The organism is Streptomyces sp. NPDC057474 (assembly GCF_042802555.1).
In the GTDB taxonomy this organism is placed as follows: Bacteria; Actinomycetota; Actinomycetes; order Streptomycetales; family Streptomycetaceae; genus Streptomyces.
In genome coordinates this window covers 1-26,551 of the sequence record NZ_JBHVDX010000065.1, presented here as the reverse complement: position 1 = coordinate 26,551, position 26,551 = coordinate 1, and the positions used below count along the sequence as shown (strand labels likewise).

The 26,551-nt window shown below is 71.0% G+C and carries 24 protein-coding genes and 2 pseudogenes; 19 read left to right on the top strand and 7 right to left on the bottom strand.

What is annotated here, in order from left to right; genetic code table 11:
* Nucleotides 1–9 precede the first annotated feature (9 nt).
* From ACFU53_RS20025 to ACFU53_RS20000, 6 genes are all read left to right on the top strand, one after another.
* On the top strand, nt 10–1,356 hold the full coding sequence (locus ACFU53_RS20025; RefSeq protein WP_383993834.1) for a hypothetical protein: 1,347 nt from the start codon (nt 10–12) through the stop codon (nt 1,354–1,356).
* Between the two features lie 64 nt (nt 1,357–1,420).
* The gene (eccCa, locus tag ACFU53_RS20020; RefSeq protein WP_383993831.1) at nt 1,421–5,449 is read left to right on the top strand and encodes a type VII secretion protein EccCa; all 4,029 of its coding nucleotides are present in this window, start codon (nt 1,421–1,423) and stop codon (nt 5,447–5,449) included.
* Nucleotides 5,446–6,867, top strand: a complete 1,422-nt coding sequence (locus ACFU53_RS20015; protein WP_383993829.1) for a DUF6177 family protein — start codon at nt 5,446–5,448, stop codon at nt 6,865–6,867. The genes eccCa and ACFU53_RS20015 overlap by 4 nt, the downstream gene beginning before the upstream one ends.
* 128 nt (nt 6,868–6,995) lie before the next feature.
* Nucleotides 6,996–8,207: an ABC transporter substrate-binding protein gene (locus tag ACFU53_RS20010; RefSeq protein WP_383993826.1), complete on the top strand. Its 1,212-nt coding sequence runs from the start codon at nt 6,996–6,998 to the stop codon at nt 8,205–8,207.
* A 43-nt stretch (nt 8,208–8,250) separates the two neighbouring features.
* On the top strand, nt 8,251–10,023 hold the full coding sequence (locus tag ACFU53_RS20005; protein WP_383993823.1) for an ABC transporter permease: 1,773 nt from the start codon (nt 8,251–8,253) through the stop codon (nt 10,021–10,023).
* Nucleotides 10,016–11,143: an ABC transporter ATP-binding protein gene (locus ACFU53_RS20000; protein ID WP_383993820.1), complete on the top strand. Its 1,128-nt coding sequence runs from the start codon at nt 10,016–10,018 to the stop codon at nt 11,141–11,143. The genes ACFU53_RS20005 and ACFU53_RS20000 overlap by 8 nt, the downstream gene beginning before the upstream one ends.
* Before the next feature lie 90 nt (nt 11,144–11,233).
* Here the strand turns inward: ACFU53_RS20000 and ACFU53_RS19995 are convergent, their stop codons facing one another.
* Nucleotides 11,234–11,653, bottom strand: coding sequence for a helix-turn-helix transcriptional regulator (locus ACFU53_RS19995; RefSeq protein ID WP_383993817.1), 420 nt, complete (start codon nt 11,651–11,653; stop codon nt 11,234–11,236).
* 115 nt (nt 11,654–11,768) lie between these two features.
* Nucleotides 11,769–11,939 (bottom strand): annotated as a pseudogene (locus ACFU53_RS19990) (ATP-binding protein); the annotation flags it as partial.
* A gap of 15 nt (nt 11,940–11,954) precedes the next feature.
* Here ACFU53_RS19990 and ACFU53_RS19985 point away from each other — a divergent pair.
* From ACFU53_RS19985 to ACFU53_RS19970, 4 genes and pseudogenes are all read left to right on the top strand, one after another.
* Nucleotides 11,955–12,251 (top strand): annotated as a pseudogene (locus ACFU53_RS19985) (Scr1 family TA system antitoxin-like transcriptional regulator); the annotation flags it as partial.
* Nucleotides 12,248–12,448 (top strand): DUF397 domain-containing protein, encoded by a 201-nt coding sequence (locus ACFU53_RS19980; RefSeq protein ID WP_383993814.1) that lies wholly within the window; start codon nt 12,248–12,250, stop codon nt 12,446–12,448. The pseudogene ACFU53_RS19985 and the gene ACFU53_RS19980, both read left to right, overlap by 4 nt.
* A 7-nt stretch (nt 12,449–12,455) precedes the next feature.
* Complete coding sequence (locus ACFU53_RS19975; RefSeq protein ID WP_383993811.1) at nt 12,456–13,451, top strand: helix-turn-helix domain-containing protein; 996 nt, start codon at nt 12,456–12,458, stop codon at nt 13,449–13,451.
* A gap of 131 nt (nt 13,452–13,582) precedes the next feature.
* Nucleotides 13,583–13,963 (top strand): hypothetical protein, encoded by a 381-nt coding sequence (locus ACFU53_RS19970; protein ID WP_383993808.1) that lies wholly within the window; start codon nt 13,583–13,585, stop codon nt 13,961–13,963.
* Between the two features lie 51 nt (nt 13,964–14,014).
* On the opposite strand, the gene ACFU53_RS19965 is transcribed toward ACFU53_RS19970, so the two are convergent.
* From ACFU53_RS19965 to ACFU53_RS19945, 5 genes are all read right to left on the bottom strand, one after another.
* Nucleotides 14,015–14,407, bottom strand: coding sequence for a hypothetical protein (locus ACFU53_RS19965; RefSeq protein WP_383993805.1), 393 nt, complete (start codon nt 14,405–14,407; stop codon nt 14,015–14,017).
* The gene (locus ACFU53_RS19960) at nt 14,404–14,685 is read right to left on the bottom strand and encodes an Arc family DNA-binding protein (protein WP_383993802.1); all 282 of its coding nucleotides are present in this window, start codon (nt 14,683–14,685) and stop codon (nt 14,404–14,406) included. Before ACFU53_RS19960 ends, ACFU53_RS19965 begins: the two co-directional genes overlap by 4 nt.
* A gap of 141 nt (nt 14,686–14,826) precedes the next feature.
* Nucleotides 14,827–15,624 (bottom strand): sugar phosphate isomerase/epimerase family protein, encoded by a 798-nt coding sequence (locus tag ACFU53_RS19955; protein WP_383993881.1) that lies wholly within the window; start codon nt 15,622–15,624, stop codon nt 14,827–14,829.
* A gap of 38 nt (nt 15,625–15,662) precedes the next feature.
* Entirely contained in the window at nt 15,663–16,823 is a 1,161-nt protein-coding gene (locus ACFU53_RS19950) for a dihydrodipicolinate synthase family protein (protein WP_383993799.1), read from the bottom strand.
* A complete protein-coding gene (locus tag ACFU53_RS19945) occupies nt 16,820–17,977 on the bottom strand; it encodes a Gfo/Idh/MocA family protein (RefSeq protein WP_383993796.1) in 1,158 nt (385 codons plus the stop codon). Before ACFU53_RS19945 ends, ACFU53_RS19950 begins: the two co-directional genes overlap by 4 nt.
* Before the next feature lie 235 nt (nt 17,978–18,212).
* Here ACFU53_RS19945 and ACFU53_RS19940 point away from each other — a divergent pair, with 235 nt between their 5' ends.
* The 9 genes from ACFU53_RS19940 (at nt 18,213) to ACFU53_RS19900 (ending at nt 26,364) form a co-directional block, all read left to right on the top strand.
* Nucleotides 18,213–19,256 carry a LacI family DNA-binding transcriptional regulator gene (locus ACFU53_RS19940; protein WP_383993794.1) on the top strand — a complete coding sequence of 348 codons (1,044 nt, stop codon included), beginning with the start codon at nt 18,213–18,215 and terminating at the stop codon, nt 19,254–19,256.
* 422 nt (nt 19,257–19,678) lie between these two features.
* Complete coding sequence (locus ACFU53_RS19935; protein WP_383993791.1) at nt 19,679–19,876, top strand: CsbD family protein; 198 nt, start codon at nt 19,679–19,681, stop codon at nt 19,874–19,876.
* A 296-nt stretch (nt 19,877–20,172) separates the two neighbouring features.
* A complete protein-coding gene (locus ACFU53_RS19930) occupies nt 20,173–21,168 on the top strand; it encodes an iron-containing redox enzyme family protein (RefSeq protein WP_383993788.1) in 996 nt (331 codons plus the stop codon).
* 210 nt (nt 21,169–21,378) lie between these two features.
* Entirely contained in the window at nt 21,379–22,149 is a 771-nt protein-coding gene (locus tag ACFU53_RS19925; RefSeq protein ID WP_383993785.1) for a methyltransferase, read from the top strand.
* Nucleotides 22,130–22,363 carry a CDGSH iron-sulfur domain-containing protein gene (locus ACFU53_RS19920; RefSeq protein WP_383993782.1) on the top strand — a complete coding sequence of 78 codons (234 nt, stop codon included), beginning with the start codon at nt 22,130–22,132 and terminating at the stop codon, nt 22,361–22,363. The genes ACFU53_RS19925 and ACFU53_RS19920 overlap by 20 nt, the downstream gene beginning before the upstream one ends.
* Nucleotides 22,364–22,378: 15 nt before the next feature.
* Nucleotides 22,379–23,923: an FAD-dependent oxidoreductase gene (locus tag ACFU53_RS19915; protein ID WP_383993780.1), complete on the top strand. Its 1,545-nt coding sequence runs from the start codon at nt 22,379–22,381 to the stop codon at nt 23,921–23,923.
* Between the two features lie 180 nt (nt 23,924–24,103).
* Nucleotides 24,104–24,910 (top strand): sugar phosphate isomerase/epimerase family protein, encoded by an 807-nt coding sequence (locus ACFU53_RS19910; RefSeq protein WP_383993777.1) that lies wholly within the window; start codon nt 24,104–24,106, stop codon nt 24,908–24,910.
* Between the two features lie 211 nt (nt 24,911–25,121).
* Nucleotides 25,122–26,054, top strand: a complete 933-nt coding sequence (locus ACFU53_RS19905) for an MHYT domain-containing protein (RefSeq protein ID WP_383993774.1) — start codon at nt 25,122–25,124, stop codon at nt 26,052–26,054.
* A 148-nt stretch (nt 26,055–26,202) separates the two neighbouring features.
* Complete coding sequence (locus tag ACFU53_RS19900; protein ID WP_383993772.1) at nt 26,203–26,364, top strand: hypothetical protein; 162 nt, start codon at nt 26,203–26,205, stop codon at nt 26,362–26,364.
* The last annotated feature ends 187 nt before the right edge of the window (nt 26,365–26,551 follow it).

Genomic DNA, 26,551 nt, shown 5'->3' with positions numbered 1-26,551 from the left:
GGGCCGCACATGGCGCAGGCAGGGGACTGGCAGCGGGATGTGCTGCGCGAGCTGGGCCGACAGGAACCGGCCGGTGGGGGCGACGATGCCACCCCCGGGTCGCCGGAGGCTCCCGCCCGGCGGGCCGAGCCAACACTGAGGTTGGTGCGGTCGGCGCCGACGGAGCCGCCGGTGTCCTCGGCATCCTCGGCATCCTCGGCATCCTCGGAGGAGGCCGGGGACGACCGGCCTGTGCGGCCCGTGCCTGTGCAACCGCCTGCATCTGCTCCTGCTCCTGCTCAGCCACCCGTACCCGTACAGCCCACGCCCGTCGCACAGCCGCCCGTACAGCCCGCCCCCGTCGTGGACCCCCGGGTCGGTCCGCCGCCCGCGCCGACGGCTCCGGCCGCCCCCGCCCCCGCCCCCCGTGGCACCCGTGCGCCCCAGACCCCCATGCGGGCCCCCGACTCGGTCCCCACGATCGACCCCCGGCTCGCGCATGCGCTCGGGCGGCCGCAGCACGGGGAGTCGGTGGCTCGGCGGACGGGGCGTTCCCTCCGGAAGCTCACCTCCTCCGCCGCGCAGGACGTGGCCGAGGAGACGCGGATCGCGCGGGAGTTGCAGCAGCCGGTGACGACGGGACGGGTGATCGCCGTGACGTCGATCCGGGGCGGGGTCGGGAAGTCGACGACGGCCGCGCTGCTGGGGCGGACGTTCAACCACTACCGGCACGACCCGGTGCTCACGATGGAGGCGGACGCGGCGCTGGGCACGCTGCCGGTGCGGATGGGGGCCGACTCGGTGCGCTGGGCGGCGGCCGATCTCGCGCAGATCCTCAACCCCGCCATGCAGCTCACCGATGTCACCGGGTACTTGGTGCCGGTGTCCGACGGCGGCTGGCTGCTGCCCGGGAGTCAGGGCCGGGTCGGGGCCCCGCTGGACATCCGCACGTACCGCACGGTGACCCTCGCGCTGCGGCGCTACTTCGCGGTGACGGTGGTGGACTGCGAGACGCTGCCGGGCGAGGTGGCCCGTACGGCGATGGACACGGCCCACGCACGCGTGGTCGTCGCGCCGATGACCGCCGAGGGCGTCAACGGCACCCGCCAGGTCCTGGACTGGCTCGGCCAGTTGCCGCACTCCGCGCTCGCCTCGACTGTCGTCGCGCTCACCGCCAACTCCCCCGACGTCACGCTGGACCGCAAGACGGCCGTCGCCCACCTCAAGGAGTCCGGCGTCCACGTCGTCCCCGTCCCCTACGACCGCCACCTCGCCCAGGGCGGCCCCATCCGCACCGCCCTGCTGGGCCAGGAGACCCGCGACGCGGCGATCACGCTGGCGGCGGAGGCGATGACCCGGGCGGTGAGGATGCGATGAGCGACCACCAGGGACCTGCGACGACCAAGGCAGCCACGCGAGAGACACAAGAAGGGGTCCGTCCGTGACCCAGCAGTTGGTCCATCGGCCCGCGCGGAGCACCCGGCCGCTCGGGGCCGCCGGGGCCCGGACGATCGAGCCGCCGCCGAACCTCCCGGAGGGCAGGGCGGGGACGGCGGCGACGGCGTTGCTGCCGATGGCGGGTGTCATGGGTTCGGTCGTGATGATGACCGTGATCCGGAACAGCCAGTTCGCGGCGCTCGGCGCGATCGTGCTGGTCTTCGCGCTGCTCGGCGCGGTCGCCCTCTTCCTCTCCCAGCGCGGCAAGGCCCAGCGCACCCGGCGTACGCAGCGGGAGCGGTATCTGGAGTATCTGGAGGAGCTGCGCGAGGAGTTCGGGACCGACGAGCGGCAGCGGCGGCGGCTGGCCCGGGTGCTCGATCCGCCCCCGGAGGCGCTGTACGACCTCGTGCGCGACCCCGCCCGGCTCTGGGAGCGGCGGCGGCAGGACCCGGACTTCCTGCGGGTGCGGGTCGGCACGGGTGACGTGCCCGTGGCGGATCTGGCCATCGGGCAGAACCAGGGCGGGGTGCTGACCCCGCCGGACCCGTTCATGCTGAACGAGGCGCGGGCGCTCCTGGCCCGCTACTCCGTCGCCAACGACTGCCCGATCACCGTGCCGTTGGACCGCGCGGGCAACGTCAGCGTGGTCGGCGACCGGGAGGGCGTCCTGCGGGTGGCCCGCGCGCTCCTCGTCCAGGTCGCCGTCTCGCACGCGCCGGACGACGTGGCCGTGGCGCTCGGTGTGCCGGGCGAGCGGCTGGCGGACTGGGAGTGGGCCAAGTGGCTGCCCCATGTGCTGGACGGGCAGGAGCACGACGGTCCGGTGGCGGCCCGCCGTATCGCGCCGAGCCTGCCGCAGCTGGCCCGGCACTTCCGGCACGAGCTGGGCCGGCGTGCCTCGTACGCGGCGGAGGTGCGCCGGGGGCTCGCCGACCGCAAGGCGCTCCGGCTGGCGTCCCGCATGCTCGTCGTGAGCGACGAGTACGGGGAGACGGCCGCCGAACTGCCCCGTCCCGACACGGCGGTCGGGCTGCCCGACATGGGTGTCACCGTGCTGCACCTGTTGGAGGAGCAGGTGCACGAGCCCGACCAGGTGTCGGTGCGGATCACCGTGCGGGGCGACCATGTCGTCGTGGAGGACCTTCGCGATCCGCAGACGCATCCACATACGGCCGGAGAGCCCCCCACGGCCGCGCACGGCACCTCCGACCATGTCACCGCCGCCGGCGCGGAAGGCCTCGCCCGGCTGCTCGCGCCCCTGCGGCTGTCCGCCGAGTCGGCCGCCGAGGGCACCCCGGTCACCGGACCCGTCGACTTCCCCGGCCTCCTCGGCATCGACGACCCGGCCGCGCTGAACCTCCACGACCTCTGGGCGCCACGCCATGAGCGTGAATTCCTGCGCGTGCCCATTGGCTTGACGGACCGTCATGAGCCTGTGCTGCTCGACCTCAAGGAGTCCTCGGAACTGGGCATGGGCCCGCACGGGCTGTGCGTCGGCGCGACCGGCTCGGGCAAGAGCGAGCTGCTGCGCACCCTCGTGCTGGCGCTCGCCGCCACCCACTCCCCCGAGGACCTGGCCCTCGTCCTGGTCGACTACAAGGGCGGCGCGACCTTCGCCCCGTTCACCGAACTCCCGCACGTGGCAGGCGTGATCACCAACCTGGAGAACCAGGCGGGGCTGGTCGAGCGCGTGCACTCCAGCCTCGCGGGCGAGGTCAAGCGGCGGCAGCAGGTGCTGAAGGACGCGGGGAACGTGGCCGACATCGGGCACTACGCCGCCCTGCGCGCGACCAGGCGGCCCGACCTCGAACCGCTCCCCCACCTCTTCGTCGTGATCGACGAGTTCGGTGAACTCCTGACCGCCAAGCCGGACTTCATCGACCTGTTCCTGTCCATCGGGCGCATCGGGCGTTCCATCGGCGTCCACCTCCTGCTCTCCAGCCAGCGCATCGAGGGCGGCAAGCTCAAGGGCCTGGACACCTATCTCTCGTACCGGCTGGGGCTGCGCACCTTCTCCGCCGACGAGTCGCGGACCGTCCTCGACACGACCGACGCCTTCCATCTGCCGCCGCTGCCGGGCTTCGGCTATCTGAAGGTGGACACGTCGACGTACGAGCGGTTCAAGGCGGGGTACGTGTCGGGCGCCTACCGGGGTCCGGCGCTGGTCGCGCAGGAGGACGACACGCCGCTGGCCTGGCCGTATCCGACGTACAACACGCTCGACAGCGCATCCGCCACGCCCGAGGGCGCCGACGAGCCCAAGGCGACCAAGCGGGAGACCGGCCCGACCGTGATGTCGGTGATGGTGGACCAACTCGCCTCCGCCGCACGGCCGGTGCGGCGAATCTGGCTGCCGCCGCTGCCGGACGCGATCACGCTGGACGCGGCGGCCGGGCCCGTGCAGGTGGACGAGCGGGGGCTTCGACTGGCCGCCTCGCAGGGGCCGTTGCGGGTGCCGCTCGGCGTGCTGGACGATCCGGCGAAGCAGTGGCAGGGACACTGGGTGCTCGATCTGACGGTCGCGGGAGGTCACGCGGCGGTGATCGGCGGCCCGCAGTCCGGCAAGACGACACTGTTGCGGACGCTCGCGCTCTCGCTCGCCACGACCCACACGCCCGCCGAGGTCGCCATCTACGGGCTCGACCTGGTCGGTGGCGGGTTGTCCGCCCTCTCCGGACTGCCGCACGTCGGCGGGATCGCCGGGCGGGCCGACCGGGAGCGGGCCGCGCGGACGGTCGCCGAGGTGCGGACGATGCTGGTCGAGCGGGAGGAGCTGTTCCGCGAGCACGGGATCGACTCCGTCGACCAGCTGCGGCACCTGCGGGGGCAGGGCAAGCTGCGGGAGCTGGGGTCGACGGACATCGTGCTGCTCATCGACGGGTTCGGCGCGCTGCGCGACGAGTTCGCCGAGCTGGACGACACGGTCGTGGATCTGCTCAAGCGCGGCGGCGGCTACGGCATCCATGTCGTCGGGGGCATGCTGCGCTGGAACGACGTGCGGATCGCGACACAGTCGATGTTCGGGACGCGGGTGGAGCTGCGGCTCAACGACCCGAGCGATTCGAGCGTCGACCGCAAGCTCTCCGAGACCCTGTCGCCCGACACTCCGGGGCGCGTCCTGACCGACGGAAAGCTGTTCGCACAAGCGGCTCTTCCCCGCCTCGACGGCCGCCCGTCGACGGGCGACCTCGGTCCGGCGCTGGAGGACGCGGCCCGTACGGTCCGCTCCACCTGGCACGGTGAACTGGCCGCACCCGTACGGGTGTTGCCGACCCTGCTGCCGTCCGACCGGCTGCCGTCGATCGTCGCCGAGCCGAACCGGGTGCCGATCGGTGTGGACCAGGACGCCCTGGCGCCCGCCCTCCTGGACCTCTTCGGCTCGGACCAGCATCTGCTGATCCTGGGCGACAACGAGTGCGGCAAGACGAACCTGCTGAAGCTGGTCGCCGCGCGGCTCGTTGAGCGGTACTCGGACGAGGAGCTGGTCTTCGGTGTCTTCGACCCCCGGCGCGGGCTGCGGGGGGTGATCCCGGAGCCGTACCGGGGCGGGTACGCGCACAACGCGAAGCTCGCGGCGGGGCTGGCGACGGGCATCGCGAGCGAGCTGGAGAAGCGGATGCCGGAGAGCGCCGACCCGGACGCGCTGACCGACGAGCCCGCGTTCAAGGGCCCCAGGATCGTGATCCTGGTCGACGACTACGACATCCTCACCACCGCCGGGCAGCAGCCGCTGGCGCCGTTCCTGCCGTACGTCTCCTCGGCGCAGGACATCGGGCTGCACTTCGTGATCACCCGCCGGGTGGCGGGCGCCTCCCGGGCGATGTACGAGCCGCTGCTCCAGACGCTCCGCGAAACCGGTACGGCCGCGCTGCTCATGACCGGTGAGCGGAGCGAGGGCCAGCTCTTCCCCGGCCTGTACGCCTCGGCGCAGCCGACCGGGCGGGGCACGCTGGTCCGCCGGGGCCGGGCCCACCAGCTGATCCAGACCGCACTTTCCACGCAGGAATTTCAGGAGGGCCACCGCCCGTGACCAAGGACGTCATCGCCCTCACCCCGAAGATGCCCAACGTCTGGGCCCTCATGGCGAGTCTGTACGCCGGTGGCTCCGACCTGGACCTGTCGGCGGCGGCCGACGGCGCGGTCGTGCAGCTGCACGGGCCCGGTGGGCGTCCGCTGGTGTCCGTGGAGTCGCCGGTGCTGGTGCAGGTGCCCGGTGAGGCGGAGCGGCTGCTCGGGCAGGCCGTTCAGGCCCCGTTCTGGTGGACGGAGGCGCGGGCGTCCACGGCGGTGCCGGAGGCGGAGCAGCTCGCGGGGGTGGTGTGCGGGCGGCTCAACGCACTGCTGGGCGGCTCCACCTGGCCTCCCGAGGCGGCGAGCACGAAGGTGGTCGACGTGTCGGCCGTGCCGTCGGCGGGGTCGGGACAGCCCGCCGTGGACGTCGTGACCGAGCACGCGGCCGTCGTCCTCATCGACCGGCCGGTGGTGGCCCTGACCACCTGGCTCGCGGAGATCATGCGCACGGCCGTGGCGTCGCGGCGGTCCCTGCAGATCGTCACGCCGCCCCAGGTGCGGCTGACCACGGCGGCCCGTACGACGCTCGCGCGCGTCCCCAACCGCTGGGTCGTCCAGGACCCGGAGTGCGGGTACTACGACGGGCTGTCGGGGGCGGTGCTGCGCTGGCGGGACGGGGCGTTCTCACCCGCGTTCGCGGAGGACGGGACGGCGGCCGTGGCCACCGCGTTCACGCGCCCGGCGGACGAGGCGCCGGGACGGCAGCTGATCGTCGCCCTCCGTACCGCACGCCAGGCGGACGAGCGGCTGCTGCTGGGCGGCGCGCTGGAGGCGGCCTGGCAGGCACTGACAGGGACGGCACCGGCGGGCTGGGGTACGGCAGAGCCGGTCAACCTCCCTTGGTCGCCACGGCAGTTGACCGACCTGGCCCGGGAGCGGGCGCCCGAGCCGTCGCAGCTGATCGTCGTCGGCACGCCGGACCGGCCGGCCATGGCGTCGATCCGGGTCACCCGGACGACGAAGGGCGTGGAGGAGGACGTGGTCCTGACCGTCGGGTACGCGACCGGCGAGGAGCTGCCGCTGGACCGGATCGAGCCGCTGGCCGAGACGCTGGTCCGGGAGCACGGTCTGCGGACCATGCTGACCTCGGTGCGCGTGGCGCGCGCCGACCTGACGACCGCGCCCCGCCTGGAGGGGCCGCCGCTGCCCGCGACCTTCACGCTCGGCCCGGACGACGTGCACACCGTCGGGCTGGACCGCGCACGTCGGCCACCGGTCGAGGTCCGGGCGAAGCACCTCGGCCCGGCGGCCCGTCCGGCGCTGCACTACCCCCTCGGGGACGGCTCGGACGCGGACGCGTGGGGGCGGCTCCAGCAGCTCACGGCCCATCTCAAGGGAGATCATTACCAGCCATCCACCCCTGCCCGCCAAGGGTGACTCGCGTCACTGACACAACGACCAATACGAGCAGTACGAGCTCTGACCGGCGAAGGATTTACCGGCCTGACCTGGATCCCTAACCTCCCGGAAACAGCTGCCAGAAGGCACGCGCCAGGAGGAGAACCATGGCCAGATCCAGCCACCACATCGGCACCGGGTACACCCTCGGCCCCGCCAACGGACCGGCGTCCGTGTACCGGCGTCCCGTCCGGCGGCCCCTCGCGGCGGCGTTCGCCGCGACGCTCGCGCTCGGCACGCTGGCCGCCTGCGGCGGTGGTGACAGCGACGCGCCGAAGGTGGCGGAGAACAAGATCTCGGCGGGCCAGGTGCCGGACTACTACCCGGCGGACTACGCGGACCTGATCGAGGCGGCGCAGAAGGAGGGCGGCAAGCTCACCGTCTACTCGAACCTCGGCGACGAGAACATGGCGCCGATCGTCCGGGACTTCAAGAAGAAGTACGACTTCATCAAGACCGTCTCCGTCAACGAGCTGGACAGCGACGAGCTGTTCCAGAAGACCCTCTCCGAGAACGCGGCCGGCTCCTCCCCGGCGGACGTGCTGATCTCCAGCGCGGCGACCGCGTGGGCGGATTTCTCGGCCCGCAAGGACACGGTCCTGGAGTACAAGTCGCCGGAGCTGTCGGAGCTGGGCGAGAGCGCGGAGCTGCTGCCGAGCGTGTACTCGATGTCGCAGGACCCGATGACGATCGCGTACAACACGTCGCTGATGGAGACCCCGCCGACCACGCTGACGGACTTCGCGAAGATCGTGACGTCGGACGAGGACAAGTACAAGAACAAGGTGACGGTCCGTGACCCGGAGGGCTCGTTCGGCTTCACGGTCACGCGGGCGCTCACCGAGGGCAACCCGGAGGCGTGGAGCGACCTGGAGAAGATCCTTCCGCTGACCCGCCCGGAGACCTCCTCCGGCACCCAGCTGGAGAAGATCGTCGCCGGTGAGTACACGGCCGGCTTCCTGATCAGCGCCTCCCCCGCCTACCCCGTGGTCGAGGACAGCGCGGGCCTGGTGAAGATCGTCTTCCCGAAGGACGGCACGGTCGTCCTGCCGCGCGGCCTCGGTATCGCCGCCGAGGCGCCGCACCCGGCGACCTCGAAGCTCTTCCTGGACTTCGCCCTGTCTGACGAGGGCCAGCGCGCGGTCGCCGAGGGCGGTCTCGCCTCGTACCGCGAGGGTGTGAAGGGCGAGGGCCTGCACACCTACCAGGAGGTCGTGGACGCGGTCGGCGAGGAGAACATCATCCACGTCGAGTACAAGCCGGTCACGAAGGACGACGCCGCCGCCTGGCTGGAGCGCTTCGACGGACTGCGCAAATAGTCCGTAACCAGGCAGCCTCCAGGGACGATCGGAGTCAGAGCACATGTCAACCCTCACCCAGCCGCCCCGCACCCCGGCCGGCGAGTCACCCACGGAAACGTTCGAACCGCCGCACTACCGCCGTCCCCTCGGCATCGGACGGGACACGGTCGTCCAGTACGCGGTCCTGGCGTTCCTCGCCGTCCTGGTGCTGGCCCCGATCGTCCCGACCCTCTACCAGAGCATCCGCAACCGCCCGCTCTACGAGGCGGGCGGGGCCTTCACCCTCAGCGGCTACAGCGACCTCTTCACCAAGGCGGGCTTCGGTGAAGTCGCCCTGAACACCCTGCTGTTCGCCTCGCTGACGACGATTCTCAGCCTGGCGATCGCCATCCCGATGGCCATCGTGGTCGTACGGACGAAGCTGCCCGGTGGCCGGCTGGTCGCGCTGGCGATGCAGTGGCCGTTCTTCATCTCGTCGCTGATCCTGGGATTCGGCTGGATCATCATGTACGGCCCGGCCGGGTTCGTCAGCGTCAAGGTGCAGCAGGTCTTCGGCGGGGTGCCGTGGAACCTGTACTCGATCCCCGGCATGGCGCTCACGGAGGCCGTGGCGCTCGCCCCGATCGCGTACGTCTTCTGCGCCAACGCGCTGCGGCAGTCGGACGCGTCGCTGGAGTCGGCCGCGCAGGTCTGCGGCGCGGGGCCGTTCAGGATCCTGGCCCAGGTGATCGTGCCGCTGCTGCGGCCCCCGATCGTCTACAGCGCGATCCTCGTCTTCTCGGTCTCCATCGAGACGCTGAGCGTGCCGCTGCTGTACGGCCAGCCGGTCAGCATCGACGTCTTCTCGACCTTCCTCTACCACAACGGACTTCAGTCGGTGGACCCCGACTACACGATGCTGGGCGCCGCCTCCACGGTGATTCTCGTGGTCACCCTGAGCCTGGTCGCCGTACAGGCGAAGCTGCTGAAGGACGCGGCCCGGTTCGTGTCCGTGCGCGGCAAGGTGACCCGGCCGCGCAAGCTCGACCTGGGCTGGCTGAAGTGGGTGAGTATCGCCTGCATCTGGTTCTACGTGATCGTCGGCGCCCTGATCCCGATCGCGGGCCTGGTGATGCGGTCCTTCACGCTGGTCTTCACGCCGCTGCAGTCGCCGTTCAGGACGGTCACGACGAAGAACTACGCGCTCGTCTTCGACTCCGACAACTACGTGCAGTCGCTGTGGAACAGCCTCATCGTGGCCGGTGTCGGCTCGGTGGTGGTCAGCGTCCTCGCCGTCTTCGCGGTGATGGTGGCCCGCCGCTCCACGTTCAGGTGGGGCCGGGCGGTCGAGTATCTCGCCCTGATCCCCCAGTCCCTCCCCGGCATCATCATCGGTATCGGTTTCTTCTGGGCCTTCGCGCTCGCGCCGTTCGGGATGGGCTCGGTGCTCCAGGGCACGATCTACGCCGTCATCATCGCCTTCGGCATGCGGGCCCTGCCCAGCGCGTTCGGCTCGGTCGCCCCGGCGATCATGCAGATCGGCGGTGAGCTGGACAACGCGGCCCGGGTGTCGGGCGCCGACTGGCTGATGACCTTCTTCCGCGTCCTGCGGGCCCTGATCACGCCGGCGTTCGCCGGAGCCCTGGTGCTCACCTTCGTGATCATGCTCAAGGAGTACTCCCCGGCCGTCTTCCTCAGCTCGGCCGACAACAACATCCTCGGCACCACCATGCTCAGTCTCTGGACGCAGGGCAGGGCCGGATCCGTCGCCGCGCTGGCCACCCTCCAGATCGGCATCACCGCGGTCTTCGTCGCACTCGCGGGACTGCTCATGAAGGGAAAGCACCATGCCTGAGGTGACCGTCAAGAACCTCGCCAAGACGTTCGGCGACAACTCCGTCCTGCGCGATGTCACCTTCACCATCAAGGACGGCGAGTTCTTCACGCTGCTCGGCGCGAGCGGCTGCGGCAAGTCGACCACGCTGAACTGCATCGCGGGGCTCGAGCAGCCGACGGAGGGCTCGATCGCGGTGGGCGGGAAGCCGTTCGTGGACGCCGGGGCGGGCGTGTTCCTTCCCCCCGAGGAGCGCAACCTCGGCATGGTCTTCCAGTCGTACGCGCTGTGGCCGCACATGACCATCGCGAAGAACCTCGCGCTGCCGCTCAACATCCGCAAGGTGCCGAAGGACAAGCAGAAGACGCTGATCCACGAGGCCCTGGACAAGGTGGGGCTGGCCGCGCTCAGCGGCCGCTACCCGCACCAGCTCTCCGGCGGCCAGCAGCAACGCGTCGCCCTGGCGCGGGCGTTGGTGTACTCGCCGACGGTCCTGCTGCTGGACGAGCCCTTGTCCAACCTGGACGCCAAGCTGCGCGAGCAGGCCCGGGCCTGGCTGAAGCGGCTCCAGGAGGAGCTGGGCATCACGACCGTCTACGTCACCCACGACCAGGACGAGGCCCTCGCGCTCAGCGACCGGATCGCCGTGATGGAGGGCGGCAACATGATCCAGATCGGCACGCCGCACGAGATCTACGAGCGTCCTGCGGCGCCCGCCGTCGCCGCGTTCGTCGGCCGCTGCAACTTCCTCACCGGCAAGGTCGTCGGCCAGGACGGCACCCGCCACAGCGTCCGCCTCGACGCCACCGGGGACGTCGTGCACGTGGACAGCGACCGGCCCGTGGTGGTGGACGACTCCGTGACGGTGGCGGTCCGTCCCGAGCGCCTTGAGGTCGTCGCCTCGGCCGAGACACCGGCCGGCGTGAACAGGCTCAGCACCCAGGTCATCACCAGCTCCTACGTCGGCTCCCGCTACGAGTACGACGTCCGCCTCGGCGACCAGGTGGTGCAGGTGCTGAGCGGCAACGGGGGGCTCGCGGGCGAGGTGGCGCTGGTCTTCGACCCGGGGCACGCGCTTCTCTACGCCGACAGGGTCGAACTGCCGGAGGACCAGCGGGACCTGCTGACGGTCACGCCATAGCCATGGTGGCCCCCTTCTGACCATCCTCCCCTCCCCCGGTCCCCTGGAAGGCCGTTGAGCCCGGCCTTCCAGGGGACGCCTGTGTGTCGACTACGCGGAGTGACGGGGGTGTCCCAGGCCCGCGTCCCTCGCGAGGGCCGCTGCCTCGGTGCGGGACCGGGCGTGCAGCTTCGCCAGAACGTCGCTGACCCGATTGCGGATGGTCTTCTCGGACAGGGACAGGCGGCGGGCGGCGGGCGGCGGGCGGCGGGCGGCGGGCGGCGGGCGGCGGGCGATGGACGCGTTGTCCAGACCGCGGGAGATCAGGTCGAGGGTCTCGCGTTCACGGTCGGTGAGGTGAGGAAAGGGGAGGGGGGATCTCGCGGCGGGCGGAGCGGCGAAATGGGACAGGACGCGCTGGGCGATCCGGGGGCCGAAGACCGCTTCGCCGCGGGCGACACCGAGCAGGGCACGGGCAGCGCAGGTTTCTCGGGTGTCGTCGTCAGCGACCCCCGGTCCATGACCTTCCACGTGCCGGGGGAGTCACCTTTCGTATCCTCCTGGGAAGTGGTCCAGGACCCCGTCCTGGGACCTCTCCTCTTCCTCGACGGCTACAGCTATCTGCCCGGTAGCTGTGCCTCTTGGGTCAGCCCTGAGTCACCTGCGCCGGCAGGCGCTTGACCAGCGACAGCCAGCGCGGCAGGTCGATCTCGGCCAGGACGGTCTTGCCCGGCGGGTCCCGGTCCAGCACCTCCCAGCGGTCGGCGAGCGCGTCGACCAGAACCAGACCTCGCCCGTCCTCGTCCAGGGGGCGGGCCGGTCGTACGTGTCGGAGGTGACGCGCGAACTCATCGATCACGTACTGGAGGTCGCCGGGCTACGGAACATCGAGATTCAGGTCATGCCGCAGGTGCGGGAGACTCACGCCGGTCTCGATGGCCCCATGCAACTGCTGGAAACCACGGAAAACCACTGGTACGGCTACTGTGAAGGGCAACGAGGCGGCCTGCTCGTATCCGACGCGAAAGAGGTCAGCGTCCTGCAACGGCGATATGCCAGGATGCGATCACAGGCTCTCACCTCCGAAGACTCCGTGAGCCTGTCGCGGCGGATGCGAGGAAACCTATGAGCAGCTCCGAACCGACCTGGTGCAAGAGCAGTTACAGCGGCGGCGACGGCGACGACTGCGTCGAAGTAGCCGTGGCCGTAGCCCTCCCCCACACCCACACCATCCACATCCGCGACTCCAAGAACACCACCGGCCCCCTCCTCACCCTCTCCCCCACGGCCTGGGCCGAGTTCGTCCCGTACGTCTCCCAGGGCTGAACCCGGCATGATCGGAACGGTGTTCCAGAGCGACGACGTGCCCGTGGAGCACCGGTTCGACTTCTGGCGGGAGTTGATGCACCGGGCGATCGCGCCCAGCGAGATGAGCAGCGAGTTCGCCGACGACTTCTGGGCGCGGCAGCGGCTGATGGAGCTGGGGCCGGTGATGGTGTGGCCGACGGCGCATCTGGTGACCGGGTTCCGGCGTACCGAGAAGCTGGTGCGGCAGTCGGACCCGGAGATGTACCACCTGTCGCTGGTGCTCGGCGGCGGGCTGGGGTTCGAGCATGTGGGGCGGGCCGAGGCGTACGGTCCGAGCGACCTGTGGTTGAGCGACACGTCACGGCCGTACGAGGTGCACGCGCCGGCCGGCCTGGGCCGTCAGGTGATCTGGGGGGTGGGCCTGGACTTCCCCAAGGCGCTGCTGCCCCTGCCGCCGGCCCGCATCCAGCAGTTGCTGGGGCGACGGCTGGCGGCGAGGGAAGGGGTGGGCGCGCTGCTGACGGGGTTCCTCACCGGCCTGGAGCAGCAGGCCGACGTCCTCCAGCCGTCCGACGCGCCCCGACTGGGCACCGTCCTGATCGACCTGCTGTCCGCCTGGTTCGCCCAGGTGCTGGAGGCGGAGGACGCGCTGCCGCCGGAGACCCGGCAGCGGGCCCTGACGACCCGGATACGGGCGTTCATCCGGCAGAACCTGCACGACCCGGAGCTGACACCACCGGTGATAGCGGCGGCGCATCACATCTCGCTGAGCTATCTGCACCGGCTGTTCCAGGAGGACACCCCCGGTGAGACGGTCGCGGCATGGATCCGCGACCAGCGCCTCGAAGGCGCCCGCCGCGACCTGGCGGACCCCACCCTCAGGTCCACTCCCGTCCACACCATCGCCAGCCGCTGGGGCCTGGTCCGCGCCTCCGACTTCACCCGGGCGTTCCGGGGTGCGTACGGGGTGTCGCCGACGGAGTACCGCATGCGGACGGGGGACGCGGGGGCGCCGGGGTAGAGGCGCCGCCAACGCACCCGTGGACTCGTGGACAACGACAGCCCTATGCCTCGCCACGCATGCTGATCAGGCAGTTTCCGCACAACTCCTTGGCCAGGAGAGCGAGTCGAGTCAGTCCATCGAGGAGTCCCATGCTCACCTCCCATTTCTCCCGCACCGAGTGGTGGATCGCCGCCGCCGTGGCCGGTGTCGCCCTGACCGTGGCGATGGCGTCCCTGATCCCCGCGAGGAAGGACAAGTGGAAGGCGGCCCTGCCCGTCCTGGCCATGGCCCTCTTCATGGCCTTGGACGCTCCGTCCGAGGAGGAGGATGGGGATCCCATAGCCCTGATGCTGTTCACCGCCGCCGCGCTCGGCCTGGCGCTCATGCGCGTCGTCTTCGCCGGGTACATCAGGCGCCAGCAGGAGCTGGTGCGTGCGGGCCGGCCCGTGGAAGAAGTGAAGGCCAGGCACATCACCGTCTTCTTCCTGGCGTTCGCGGCGGTGGTGGCGGCCATGGCCCGCTTTCTGTGAGCCCCGGGCAAGAATCCCGGCCGCCCACCGCAACGGATTACAGCCCGTCCGTCAGCGAGTCAGGTCCATGACCCCGACCCCGAGCCCCTGATAGGCGTCCGGCTCCACCGTGGCGATCAGCGCGCCCATGGGGATGGTCTGGTTCGGTCTCGCGGCGTGGACCGCGGCCGAGGCGCCGTAGGAGACACCCGCGCGGCTCAGGTCGGCGATGGTGACGGCCACGGCGTAGTCGTCGTCCAGGACATGCAGTACGTCCACCAGTACACCCACGTGCTCCACCATGCCCGAACGTCGACGCTCGGCTTCCAGAAGGCACAGAACAGGCACCCACAGGCGAACGTCATCGCTCGCCGCCGCCGCGTGGACGAGACCGGAGACCTGCTTGTCGCCTCCCAATGCCAAGAGGGTCGGCGTGTCAAGGACATAGTGCTCGGTGTGACTCAACGGGACGACTCCGCTTCGGCGAGAGCGGCCCGGTGAGCAGCGGCGGCCTCCCGCATCTTGCGCCGCATCTCGGCGGACTCCTCGTCGGACACGTCGTGCCCGAACCGATCGGCGAGCAGGGCACGGGTACGTTCGGCCCGTTCCCTGATCTGCTCGGGAGTCAGCGTCTGCGCCGCTATGTCCTGCATCAGCGCACGAAGGCTCGTGCCGCGGGCCTCGGCCACGGCGGCGAGCTGGTCACGGACTTCGGCGGGCACGCGGATCATCACATCGGACATGCCGCGAGTATACGTGACGTATACGCTTCGCTCCTGGAGTCTCCCGCACAGCTCGCGCACCCGGTCCCGGCCCGATGGGCGGTCCGCCCTCTCCGTGCGGAGAAGGAGAGGGCGGACCGCCTCACCCCGGGCGGCGTGGCACTACGCCGCGTGTTCCACGAACCGCCGAGCCGTCTGCGCCAGCAGCTCCCGGCCGTCGCCCGCCCACAGCTCGTCGTTGAACAGCTCGACCTCGATGGGGCCGGTGTAGCCCGCCGCCTCGACGTAGGACTTCCATTCGCGCATGTCGATCGCGCCGTCGCCGATCTGGCCCCGGCCGGTCAGGACGCCCTGGGGCAACGGGGTGATCCAGTCGGCGAGTTGGAAGGTGTGGATGCGGCCGGTGGCGCCCGCGCGGGCGATCGCCGCCGGGGCCGTGTCGTCCCACCAGATGTGATAGGTGTCCACGGTCACGCCCACCTGGTCCGCCGGGAAGCGTTCCGCGATGTCCAGGGCCTGGGAGAGCGTCGAGACCACGCAGCGGTCCGAGGCGAACATGGGGTGCAACGGCTCGATGGCCAGGCGTACGCCGTTGGAAGCGGCGTAGGGGCCCAACTCGGCCAGCGCGTCCGCGATGCGTTCCCGCGCCCCGTGCAGGTCCTTCGAGCCGGACGGGAGGCCACCCGAGACCAGGACAAGCGTGTCCGTGCCCAGGGTCGCCGCCTCGTCGATCGCCTTGCGGTTGTCGGCCAGGGCCGCCGCCCGCTCGGTCGGGTCGATCGCCGTGAAGAAGCCGCCCCGGCAGAGGGTCGTGACCGACAGGCCCGCGTCACGGACCAGTTTGGCCGTGGCCTCCAGGCCGTGCGCCGCCACCGGCTCTCGCCACAGGCCCACGCCCTGGATGCCCAACTCCACGCAACCGGCGACCAGTTCGGGCAACGACAGCTGCTTGACCGTCATCTGGTTGATGGAGAAGCGTTCAAGTCCGGTACCGGTACTCACTGGGCCACTCCGTACAGCGACAGCAGGTTCTTCATACGGGTCTCCGCCAGTGCCGGGTCCGGGAACAGGCCCAGGCCGTCGGCCAGTTCGTAGGCGCGGGCGAAGTGCGGGAGGGAGCGGGCCGACTGCAGGCCGCCGACCATCGTGAAGTGCGACTGGTGGCCGGCCAGCCACGCCAGGAACACGACGCCCGTCTTGTAGAAGCGGGTGGGGGTCTGGAAGAGGTGCCTCGACAACTCGACGGTCGGATCCAGCAGCTCCCGGAAACCCTTCGCGTCGCCCGTGTCCAAGGCCCGTACCGCTTCCGCCGCCAGCGGACCCAGCGGGTCGAAGATGCCGAGCAGCGCGTGGCTGAAGCCCTGCTCGTCGCCCGCGATCAGCTCGGGGTAGTTGAAGTCGTCGCCCGTGTAGCAGCGGACCCCGACCGGGAGCCTGCGGCGGATGTCGATCTCGCGCTGGGCGTCCAGCAACGACACCTTGATGCCGTCGACCTTGTCGGGATGAGCGGCGATGACGGCGAGGAAGGTGTCCGTGGCCGCGTCGAGGTCCGACGAGCCCCAGTAGCCGTCCAGCGCCGGGTCGAACATGGGGCCGAGCCAGTGGAGGACGACCGGTTCGGCGGCCTGGCGGAGCAGGTGGCCGTAGATCTCCAGGTAGTCCTCGGGGCTCGTCGCGGCCGCGGCCAGCGCGCGCGAGGCCATCAGGATCGCCTGGGCGCCCGACTCCTCGACGAGCGCCAACTGCTCCTCGTACGCCTTGCGGATCTCCGGCAGCGAGGCCGTCGCCGGGCCGGTGAGCTGGTCGGTGCCCACGCCGCAGGCGATCCGGCCGCCTACCGCCTTCGCCTCGGCCGCGCTGCGGCGGATCAGTTCCGCCGCGCCCGCCCAGTCGAGGCCCATGCCGCGCTGCGCGGTGTCCATCGCCTCGGCGACGCCCAGGCCGTGCGACCAGAGGTGGCGGCGGAAGGCGAGGGTGGCGTCCCAGTCGACGGCGGCGGGGGAGTCCGGGGACACGTCCGCGTACGGGTCGGCGACGACGTGCGCCGCCGAGAAGACCGTACGGGAGGTGAAGGGGGCGCCCGTGGAGAGGGCCAGGGGTTCGGTGCGGGGGGTGTAGGGCTTCAGCAGCCCGTCCGCGCCGGGGAGGTGGATCGTCACAGCGAGATCTCCGGTACGTCGAGACGGACGCCCTCGGCCGAGGACTTCAGGCCCAGTTCGGCGAGCTGGACGCCGCGGGCGCCGGCCAGCAGGTCCCAGTGGTAGGGCGCGTCGGCGTAGACGTGCCTGAAGAACAGCTCCCACTGCGCCTTGAAGCCGTTGTCGAACTCGGCGTTGTCCGGCACCTCCTGCCACTGGTCGCGGAAGGAGTAGGTGGCGGGGATGTCGGGGTTCCACACCGGCTTGGGGGTGGCGGAGCGGTGCTGGACACGGCAGTTGCGCAGTCCTGCCACCGCCGAGCCCTCCGTGCCGTCGACCTGGAACTCCACCAGCTCGTCGCGGTTGACGCGGACGGCCCAGGAGGAGTTGATCTGGGCGATCGCGCCGCCGTCCAGCTCGAAGATGCCGTACGCGGCGTCGTCGGCCGTGGCGTCGTACGGCTTGTCCTGCTCGTCCCAGCGCTGCGGGATGTGGGTGGCGGTGAGGGCCTGGACGGACTTCACGCGGCCGAACAGCTCGTGCAGGACGTACTCCCAGTGCGGGAACATGTCGACGACGATGCCGCCGCCGTCCTCCGCGCGGTAGTTCCAGGAGGGGCGCTGGGCCTCCTGCCAGTCGCCCTCGAAGACCCAGTAGCCGAACTCTCCCCGGATGGAGAGGATGCGGCCGAAGAAGCCGCCGTCGATGAGGCGCTTGAGCTTCAGCAGGCCCGGGAGGAAGAGCTTGTCCTGGACGACGCCGTGCTTGATGCCGGCGGCGGCAGCCAGTCTGGCCAGCTCCAGTGCGCCGTCCAGGCCCGTCGCGGTCGGCTTCTCGGTGTAGATGTGCTTGCCCGCCGCGATCGCCTTCCTGATCGCCTCCTCGCGGGCCGAGGTGACCTGGGCGTCGAAGTAGATCTCGACGGTCGGGTCGGCGAGGACCGCGTCGACGTCCGTGGAGACGTTCTCAGGGTCCAGGCCGTGCTGCTCGGCGAGCGCCTTCAGCGCGTGCTCGCGGCGGCCGACAAGGATCGGCTCCGGCCACAGGACGGTGCCGTCGCCGAGGTCGAGGCCGCCCTGCTCACGGATGGCGAGGATGGAGCGGACGAGGTGCTGGCGGTAGCCCATGCGTCCGGTCACGCCGTTCATGGCGATCCGTACGGTTTTGCGCGTCACGGCCGTTTCCTTTCGTTGATGTGCGTTCGTTTGTGCGTACGCGTCCGGCGCCGCGTACGCCCGACGAAAGGTGAGCGTCCCAGCAAGCGCTTTCTATCTGATGAGAAGCTAGCCTCTGAGCAGCGGTCTGGACAAGACCGCGAGGGGGTCGAGTTGTTCGAGGGGGCGAACGGCGATCGCGGCCGTAAGGTTCCCCGACAGCCCGAACATCACGCGCACCGGAGGACGAGCAACGATGACTGTGACCCTGGCGGACGTGGCGGTCCGTGCGCAGGTGTCGCCCGCGACCGTATCCCGGGTACTCAACGGCAACTACCCGGTGGCCGCGTCCACGCGCGAGCGGGTGCTGAAGGCCGTGGACGAGCTGGACTACGTCCTCAACGGTCCCGCGAGCGCGCTCGCCGCCGCCACCTCCGACCTGGTCGGCATCCTCGTGAACGACATCGCCGACCCCTTCTTCGGGATCATGGCCGCGGCCATCCAGTCCGAGATCGGCGGGCCGGGCGGGCGGGCGGGCGGAGAGCGGCTGGGTGTGGTGTGCAACACGGGCGGCTCCCCGGAGCGTGAGCTGACGTATCTCACGCTGTTGCAGCGGCAGCGGGCCGCCGCCGTCGTGCTGACCGGTGGGGCCATCGAGGATCCGGTTCATCTGGCCGCCGTGGGCAACAAGCTGCGGAAGCTGGCGGAGGCCGGGACGCGGGTGGTGCTGTGCGGGCGGCCGCCCACGCCGGAGGCCATCGCGATCACCTTCGACAACCGGGGTGGTGGGCAACGGCTCACCGAGCATCTGATCGGGCTGGGGCATCGGCGGCTCGGGTACATCGCCGGGCCGCAGGAGCGGACGACGACCCGGCATCGGCTGGAGGGGCATCGGGCGGCGCTGGCGGCGGCCGGGATCGAGGACGATCCCCGGTGGACGGTGTACGGGCGCTATGACCGGCTCTCCGGGTACGAGGCGACGCTGGAGCTGCTGCGACGGGATCCGTCGCTGACCGCCGTGGTCGCCGCCAACGACACGGTGGCGTTGGGGGCTTGTGCGGCGCTGCGGGATTCCGGGCTGCGGATTCCGGACGATGTCTCCGTGGCCGGGTTCGATGATCTGCCGTTCAGCATCGACGCGGTGCCCGCGCTGACGACGGTGCGGTTGCCGTTGTCGGAGGCGGGGGCTCGGGCCGGGCGGATCGCCATGGGGCGGGAGGAGCCGCCGCCGGGTGGGATCGCCACGGTTCGGGGGGAGTTGATGGTGCGGGGGTCTAGTGGGGCGCCTCGGGAGTCCTGACGGGCGGGGTCGGTCGGGTCGGGAATGTCCCGGATCGGGTCGGGGGTGTCCCGGATCGGGTCGGGGATCTGCGGAGTCCGTGGCCCACCCCGTCACCCCCGCTCGATGCCACCCGAAGACCCCGTCGCCCTGGGAAACGAGCAGCACTCATGAAGGTCGCGCATTCGATGGAGGAACGTCAGTTCACCACCGAGAACCGACCCCACGGCCTAGGTGCACGAAACGAAACTGACCCCCCACACTCACTCCCGCTCACCAGAACACTCTTGAACACACTCCAGCGACAGCAGCTCCAGACCCCTCCCTGAGGGCGACCGGCACGACGACGGTTATCACGCACCGTGATTCTTCGGCGCGCGACAGTCACCGGACCGCCGTAGGTTGAGCTGGAAAGCCACCTCACCCCCCACCAAGGAGGAACCATGGCTGCCAAGGACAAGGGCAACATGGACAAGATCAAGGGCAAGGCCAAGGAGATGTCCGGGAAGGTCACCGGCGACCGCGAGCAGCAGGTCGAGGGCAAGATGCAGCAGGCCCGCGGCGAGGCCAAGAAGATGAAGGGCAAGGCGGAGGAGCACGTTCAGGAGACGCAGCGCTCGGCGAAGCGCGACCGCATCTGAGGTCGCGTACGAGAACGGCCGATGGCCGACGACCGACGTCACATGGCCGACGGTCCACGACCGACGACCGACGTCACATGGCCGACGGTCCACGACCGACGACCGACGTCACATGGCCGACGACCGACGGTGTCTGGCCGACGGTCCACGACCGACGACCGACGTCACATGGCCGCCGATCCGCGGTCGACGGCCAGTGGATGGGGGCTCCCGTGAGTGTGGGAGCCCCCTTCGCCATGAGCGCCGCGAGCAGGTGCGACAGGTGAGTACTCGCGTATCACGGGTACCCGGCGCGCATGGAGACCCAGGTGGCAGGACCGGCACTGCCGGAGAGCAGGGGCCGGGTTTCGGCTGCGGTCATGGAGTTTCTGCGGGGGGCGGGGGCGCCGCCCGACAGCCGGGAGATCGCCGGGGCCGACCCCTTCGGCGACGATCTCCAGCTCTCCCTCTACCTCTGCTACGAACTGCACTACCGGGGTTTCGCCGATGTCGACGCCGACCTCGAATGGGACCCGGAGCTGCTGCGCTGCCGGGCGGCCCTGGAGTGGCCGTTCCTCGAGACCCTGCGCGACCGGGCGACGCGGCATGTGAGCGCCAAGGAGGCGCTGGACGAGCTGCTCGTGGAACCGGCGGCCGACGACGGGGGCGGTGTCGGTGACTTTCTGCAGGACGAGGGCGAGCTGTGGCAGGTGCGTGAGTACGCGGCGCAGCGGTCGCTGTACCACCTGAAGGAGGCCGACCCGCACGCCTGGGTGCTGCCCCGGTTGTGGGGGCGGGCGAAGGCGGGGATGGCCGCGATCGAGTTCGACGAGTTCGGCGGGGGCCGGGCCGAGCGGGTGCACGCGCGCCTCTTCGCCGACCTCATGAGCGACCTGGGGCTCGATCCGGCCTACGGCCGCTACGTGGATGCCGCAGGTGCCGAAGCGCTCGCCCTGGTGAACCTGATGTCCCTCTTCGGACTGCACCGCGCCCTGCGCGGCGCCCTGGTCGGGCACTTCGCGACGGTCGAGATCACCTCCTCTCCCGGCTCCCGACGGCTCGCCCGCGCGATGCGGCGGACCGGAGCCGGCGCCGCCGCCGAGCACTTCTACGACGAGCACGTCGAGGCCGACGCCGTACACGAGCAGGTCGTCCGGCGGGAGGTCGTCGCCGGGCTGCTGGAGGAGGAGCCGCAGCTGGACGCCGACGTGGCCTTCGGAGTCGACGCCACCAACCACCTGGAGGGCGCCCTCGCCGACCGCCTCCTCGGAGCGTGGCGGGCGGGCCGGTCCTCCCTCCGCACGCCGGTCTGATGATCCGATCGGACGGCCGGACGACCACCAGGCGACCACCAGGCCACCACCAGGCCACCAGGCCACCAGGCCACCAGGCCACCAGGCCACCAGGTGACTGGACGGCCGGACGACGACCACCGGGCGACCGGATGACCGGATGACCAAGTGACTGAACGACCGTGACCGGCCGGCCGACTCACCGACCGACCGACCTGGAGGCCCAGCCCCGTGATCCCCTTCTCGCTGCCCGTGTCGCTGCCCGGCGTCTACACCCCGCAGGACGACACCGAACTCCTGGTCCACGCCCTGGGGCGCGAACCTCTCGCCCCAGGGGCCCATGTGCTGGACGTCGGTACGGGGACGGGAGCGGTCGCGCTGGCCGCGGCGCGTCGGGGCGCGCGGGTCACGGCGGTCGACATCTCCTGGCGGGCCGTGCTCAACGCCAAGGTCAACGCCGCACTGGCGCGGCTGCCGATGACGGTCGTCCAGGGGAATCTGCTGGCCCCGGTGTCCGGGCGGTCCTTCGACCTCATCCTGTCCAACCCGCCGTACGTGCCGGGCCCGGAACCGGTGCGGGGGCGTGGGCCGGGTCCGGGGCCGGGTGCGGCACCGAGGCCCGACGGGTTCAGCCCGCCGCGGGGGGCCGCGCGGGCCTGGGACGGCGGGTGGGACGGCCGTCTCGTGCTGGACCGCATCTGCCGGGACTCACCGTCCCTGTTGCGGCCCGGCGGGGTGCTTCTGCTGGTCCAGTCGGCCTTCAGCGACGCGGAGCGGACGCTCGCGCAGTTGCGGGCGGCGGGACTGCGGGCCGAGGTCGTCGACCACCGTCGGGTCGCCTTCGGGCCCGTCCTGCGGTCGCGGAGCGAGTGGCTGCGCGGTCGCGGGCTCCTGGGGGCCGAGGGGGACGGCGACGGCGACAGCGACAGCGGCACCAGTGACGGCGGCGAAGGCGACGAGAAGGAAGAGCTGGTGATCATCCGTGCCGAACGTCCCCGCTGAACGCCGCCGCGTCACCCTGCAACGCCCTGGCCCGCTGCTGGTCGAGGGGCCGGTCGAGGTCACGTTGGAGGACGGTACGACCGTGTCGTCGGACCGCTTCTGCGTGGCCCTGTGCACCTGTCGTCGCAGCGGGATCTACCCGTGGTGCGACACCAGCCACCGGCGGCGGGCCGGTGCCGACGCCGCTCGCCGCACTCAGCCGCCGCCCACCTGAAGGGACCCCGACGCCATGCAGCACGAGCAGGAGAAGCAGCACAAGCAGCCGGAGCAGCGGTCGTACTGGATGGAGAGCGCGCCGCAGGAGGGCGAGCACCCCGCGCTGGACGGGGATCTGATCGTCGACGTGGCGGTGGTGGGGGCGGGGATCGCGGGGATCAGTACCGCGTGGGAGCTGGCGCGGCGGGGGCGGCGCGTGGCGCTGCTGGAGGCGGACCGGGTCGCGGCGGGGGTCACGGGGCACACGACGGCCAAGGTGACGGCGTTGCACACGCTGATCTACGACCGGCTGCGGCGGACCCGGGGTGCCGAGGCCGCCGCGCTGTACGCCCAGTCGCAGAGCGAGGCGATCCGGCATGCCGCCGCGCTGGTGGAGGAGCTGGGCATCGCGTGCGACTGGGAGGAGGCGGTGGCCTATACGTACGCCGAGGACGAGGGGCGTGTCGAGGAGCTGCGGGCCGAGGCGGAGGCGGCGCGGGAGGCCGGGCTGCCCGCCGAGTTCGTGACGGAGACGGGGCTGCCGTTCCCGGTCGCGGGGGCGGTGCGGGTGGCGGAGCAGGCGCAGTTCCATCCCCGTAAGTACCTGCTGGCGCTGGTCGAGGATCTGGTGCGGCAGGGCGCGTCGGTCCATGAGCGGACGAGGGTGACGCGGCTCAAGGAGGGGGCGCCGTGCCGGCTGACGACCGAGGCGGGGTCCACGGTGACCGCCAAGGACGTCGTCGTCGCCACGCACTACCCCGTCTTCGACCGGGCGCTGCTCTTCACCCGGCTCTCCCCGCGCCGCGAACTCGTGCTCACCGCGCCGATCCCGGCCGACGCCGACCCGCACGGCATGTACATCACCCAGGAACAGCGCACCCGCTCGGCGCGGACCGCCCCGTACGGGGACGGGCGGCGGCTGCTGATCGTCACCGGGGAGCACTTCACGCCGGGCACCGCAGACGTCGACGAACGGTTCGGGCTCCTCGCGGACTGGGCCGTCGAGCGCTTCGGGCCGCTCGACTTCACCCACCGCTGGGCGACGCAGGACAACGACTCCACCGACTCCGTGCCGCTCGTCGGCCCCTTCCACGTGGGCAGCCGGCACACCTGGGTGGCGACCGGGTTCGGCGGCTGGGGCATGAGCGGCGGCATCATGGCCGGGCGGCTGCTGGCCGAGCAGATCACCGGGCACAAGGCGCCGTGGAGCGACCTGTACGACCCGCGCCGGGTGCTCAGCGCGGTGCGTGAGGCGCCGAGCTTCCTCAAGCACCAGGCCCAGGTCGCCCGCCACTTCCTCGGCGACCGGCTCAGCCCGGGCGGGGACACCTCCGTCGACGCCATCGCCCCGGGGGACGGCGCGGTCGTCCGGCTCCGCGGCCACCACTGCGCGGTCCACCGGGACGAGGACGGTTCGCTCCACGCCGTCTCCGCCCGCTGCACCCACATGGGCTGCCTGGTCGGCTTCAACCGCGCCGAACGCACCTGGGAGTGCCCCTGCCACGGCTCCCGCTTCGGCCCGGACGGGAACATCGTCCAGGGACCGGCGACGAAGCCGTTGGAGCGGAGGGAGCTCTGATCGCGGCGCGGGCAAGGACGCGCGCGACGACTTCGGCTGCCGGTGAGTAAGGGCTGGTCCGGCCCCCCCCCGGCCCACAGCCGACGAACACCCCCGGATCTCCCACCCGACAGCCGACCCGCGCCCCCACACCCCGGCGGGGTGACGCACATCGGCGGCCGACGTGTACGGTCCGAAGGCATGAAACTCGCGTTCTCCACCCTCGGTGTCCCCGGTCTCCCCATCGCCGACGTCGTACGGCTCGCCGTCACGCACGGCTATCACGGCGTCGAGTTGCGCGCCCATCCCGAGGAGCCGGTGCATCCGGGGATCGGGGCCGACCAACGGGCCGAGGTGGCCGCCGAGTTCAAGGCGGCGGGCGTGGAGATCCTGGGGCTCGCGGGCTACGCGCGGGTCGCGGCGCCGGGCGAGGACGGGCCCGTACTGGACGAGATCCGCGAACTCCTGGACCTGGCGAGGGACTTGGGTGCACCTTTCGTCCGAGTCTTCCCCGGCGCCGACCTGGCCGGCGGCCAGAGCACGGACGAGGCCGACGCCATCGCGGCCCGGCGGCTCGGTACGGCGGCGGAGGACGCGGCCGACCGGGGCGTACGGGTCCTGCTGGAGACCCACGACTCGCACCGCACCGGCGCCGACGCGATCCGCGTGCTCGGCCCCGTCGGCCACGGCAGCGTCGGCTCGCTCTGGGACGTGATGCACACCTGGCTCGGCGGCGAACAGCCCGCCGAGTCCTACGCCGCCCTCTCCCCCTTCCTCGGCTACGTCCAGGTCAAGGACATCGCCTCCCCCGACGACACCACCCCCCTCCCGCTCGGTGCGGGCGTCCTCCCGCTCGGCGAGTGCGTCGAACTCCTCTCCCGCAAGGACTGGGACGGGTGGCTCTGCTGGGAGTACGAGAAGCGGTGGTACGAGGGGGCCGCGCCGCTGCCGGAGCTGCTGGCGGCGGGCCGGGAACATCTCGGGCGACTCCTCAACGACGCCGCGTAAAGCTATGGCCTGAGTTTGAATCATCAAGCTCAGGCCATCTCCGTGGGGATTTTGACCGCGAATCAGTATCGAGTCACCCAAATCCGATCCCCCGACGAACAATTACCTACAGTAACTCTTGGAAAACGGAGCGCTGCAGCACGCGCCTACACGAGACTTACCTCCCGCAACCAGGAAGCTCAACTGGCCACATATCGGGGGGATTTGGCATATGCAAGGCACAGTCGACGGTTTCAGCTACGGTGCGGTCACCCCAGTGGCCGCCTATGTCATGGCCTGTCTGGGCGCGGCGCTCGGACTGCGCTGCGTCGTCAGGTCGGTCTACAACGAACAGTCCTGGAAGCCCGGTTGGCTGGCCCTCGGCGCCACGTCGATCGGCTGCGGCATCTGGACGATGCACTTCATCGCGATGATCGGATTCCGGGTCAGGGAGAGCGAGATCCACTACGACGTCGGGCTGACCGTGCTCAGCCTCGTCGTGGCCGTCACCGTCGTCGGCATCGGGGTCTTCGCCGTGGGCTATCGCGGTGTCAGCAGGTCCACGCTGTGCACGGCGGGGTGTGTCACGGGGCTCGGGGTGGCCGCCATGCACTATCTGGGCATGGCCGCCATCCAGTTGAACGGCTACATCCAGTACGACATCGCCGTCGTCGCCCTCTCCGTCGGCATCGCCATCATCGCCGCGACCGCCGCGCTCTGGGCGGCCGTGTCGATCCGGGGCTTCCTGACCAGCCTGGGGGCCAGCCTGGTGATGGGGGTCGCCGTGTCCGGCATGCACTACACGGGGATGGCCGCGGTGGGGGTGCATCTCCACGGCACGACCGGCGGCACGTTATCCGGTGAGTCGCCCACGTCGATCCTCCTGCCCATGCTCATCGGACCGATCATCTTCCTGCTGCTCGCGGGTGTGGTCGTGATGTTCGACCCGATGCTCGTGCTGGGCGAGGGCGACTGGGACCGGTCGGCCGTCCGGCAGCGGGAGCGGGAACGGGAGCGCACGGAACCCCAGCGGACTTGGCACGCCGACCGCCCCGACGTACCGCTGCAGCACCCGGACGACACCCCCGGCTCCCTCTTCGAACCACCGGCCCGCCAGGCCCGCCAGCAGCCGCAGAACACCGGCCGCCGCATCCAGCAGTGGTGAGCCGACTCCTCCACGCCCGAGAGAATCCCCCGCACTGCCACAGCCGTCGATCCGGCGGTGTCTCGAGGTCGAATCTCCTGGAAGCGGAGGAGACGTCGACCAGGCCGCACTGCGGCCGATCACCGGCGCGGACTAGGTGGTCCGCTCCATGCTCGGTGGATTCGGCAGGAACGACCTCCCGCTGACCGTCGCTCCCACCGTGGTTGCGATCCGCGTCGAGGACGCCCGCATCACCGGCCTGTACTACGTCCACAACCCGGAGAAGCTTCCCGAGTGGAGTCCGAGACCTCTCTCATGCGATGACCGTTGAAGGGGGGCTGAAGGGGGGCGGGGCGGGGCGGGGCCAGGGTCGTCGGGCGAGTGCGGGCAGGTGGGAACTGCGCGAGAAGCCCCGGTGGATGCCTAGATGATCAATTCCAAGGGATGCCTGCGGAGGGTGTGGGGTGGGCGGCGGCCGAAGCCACCGCGAGACGGTCAGGCGGCAGGCTGCCGGCCCT

Coding starts and splice junctions, on each gene's coding strand:
- ACFU53_RS20025 (WP_383993834.1), top strand. CDS start 10: ATGGCGCAGGCAGGGGACTGGCAGCGGGATGTGCTGCGCGAGCTGGGC.
- ACFU53_RS20010 (WP_383993826.1), top strand. CDS start 6,996: ATGGCCAGATCCAGCCACCACATCGGCACCGGGTACACCCTCGGCCCC.
- ACFU53_RS20005 (WP_383993823.1), top strand. CDS start 8,251: ATGTCAACCCTCACCCAGCCGCCCCGCACCCCGGCCGGCGAGTCACCC.
- ACFU53_RS20000 (WP_383993820.1), top strand. CDS start 10,016: ATGCCTGAGGTGACCGTCAAGAACCTCGCCAAGACGTTCGGCGACAAC.
- ACFU53_RS19980 (WP_383993814.1), top strand. CDS start 12,248: ATGAGCAGCTCCGAACCGACCTGGTGCAAGAGCAGTTACAGCGGCGGC.
- ACFU53_RS19975 (WP_383993811.1), top strand. CDS start 12,456: ATGATCGGAACGGTGTTCCAGAGCGACGACGTGCCCGTGGAGCACCGG.
- ACFU53_RS19970 (WP_383993808.1), top strand. CDS start 13,583: ATGCTCACCTCCCATTTCTCCCGCACCGAGTGGTGGATCGCCGCCGCC.
- ACFU53_RS19960 (WP_383993802.1), bottom strand. CDS start 14,685: ATGTCCGATGTGATGATCCGCGTGCCCGCCGAAGTCCGTGACCAGCTC.
- ACFU53_RS19955 (WP_383993881.1), bottom strand. CDS start 15,624: ATGACGGTCAAGCAGCTGTCGTTGCCCGAACTGGTCGCCGGTTGCGTG.
- ACFU53_RS19940 (WP_383993794.1), top strand. CDS start 18,213: ATGACTGTGACCCTGGCGGACGTGGCGGTCCGTGCGCAGGTGTCGCCC.
- ACFU53_RS19935 (WP_383993791.1), top strand. CDS start 19,679: ATGGCTGCCAAGGACAAGGGCAACATGGACAAGATCAAGGGCAAGGCC.
- ACFU53_RS19930 (WP_383993788.1), top strand. CDS start 20,173: ATGGAGACCCAGGTGGCAGGACCGGCACTGCCGGAGAGCAGGGGCCGG.
- ACFU53_RS19915 (WP_383993780.1), top strand. CDS start 22,379: ATGCAGCACGAGCAGGAGAAGCAGCACAAGCAGCCGGAGCAGCGGTCG.
- ACFU53_RS19910 (WP_383993777.1), top strand. CDS start 24,104: ATGAAACTCGCGTTCTCCACCCTCGGTGTCCCCGGTCTCCCCATCGCC.
- ACFU53_RS19905 (WP_383993774.1), top strand. CDS start 25,122: ATGCAAGGCACAGTCGACGGTTTCAGCTACGGTGCGGTCACCCCAGTG.
- ACFU53_RS19900 (WP_383993772.1), top strand. CDS start 26,203: ATGCTCGGTGGATTCGGCAGGAACGACCTCCCGCTGACCGTCGCTCCC.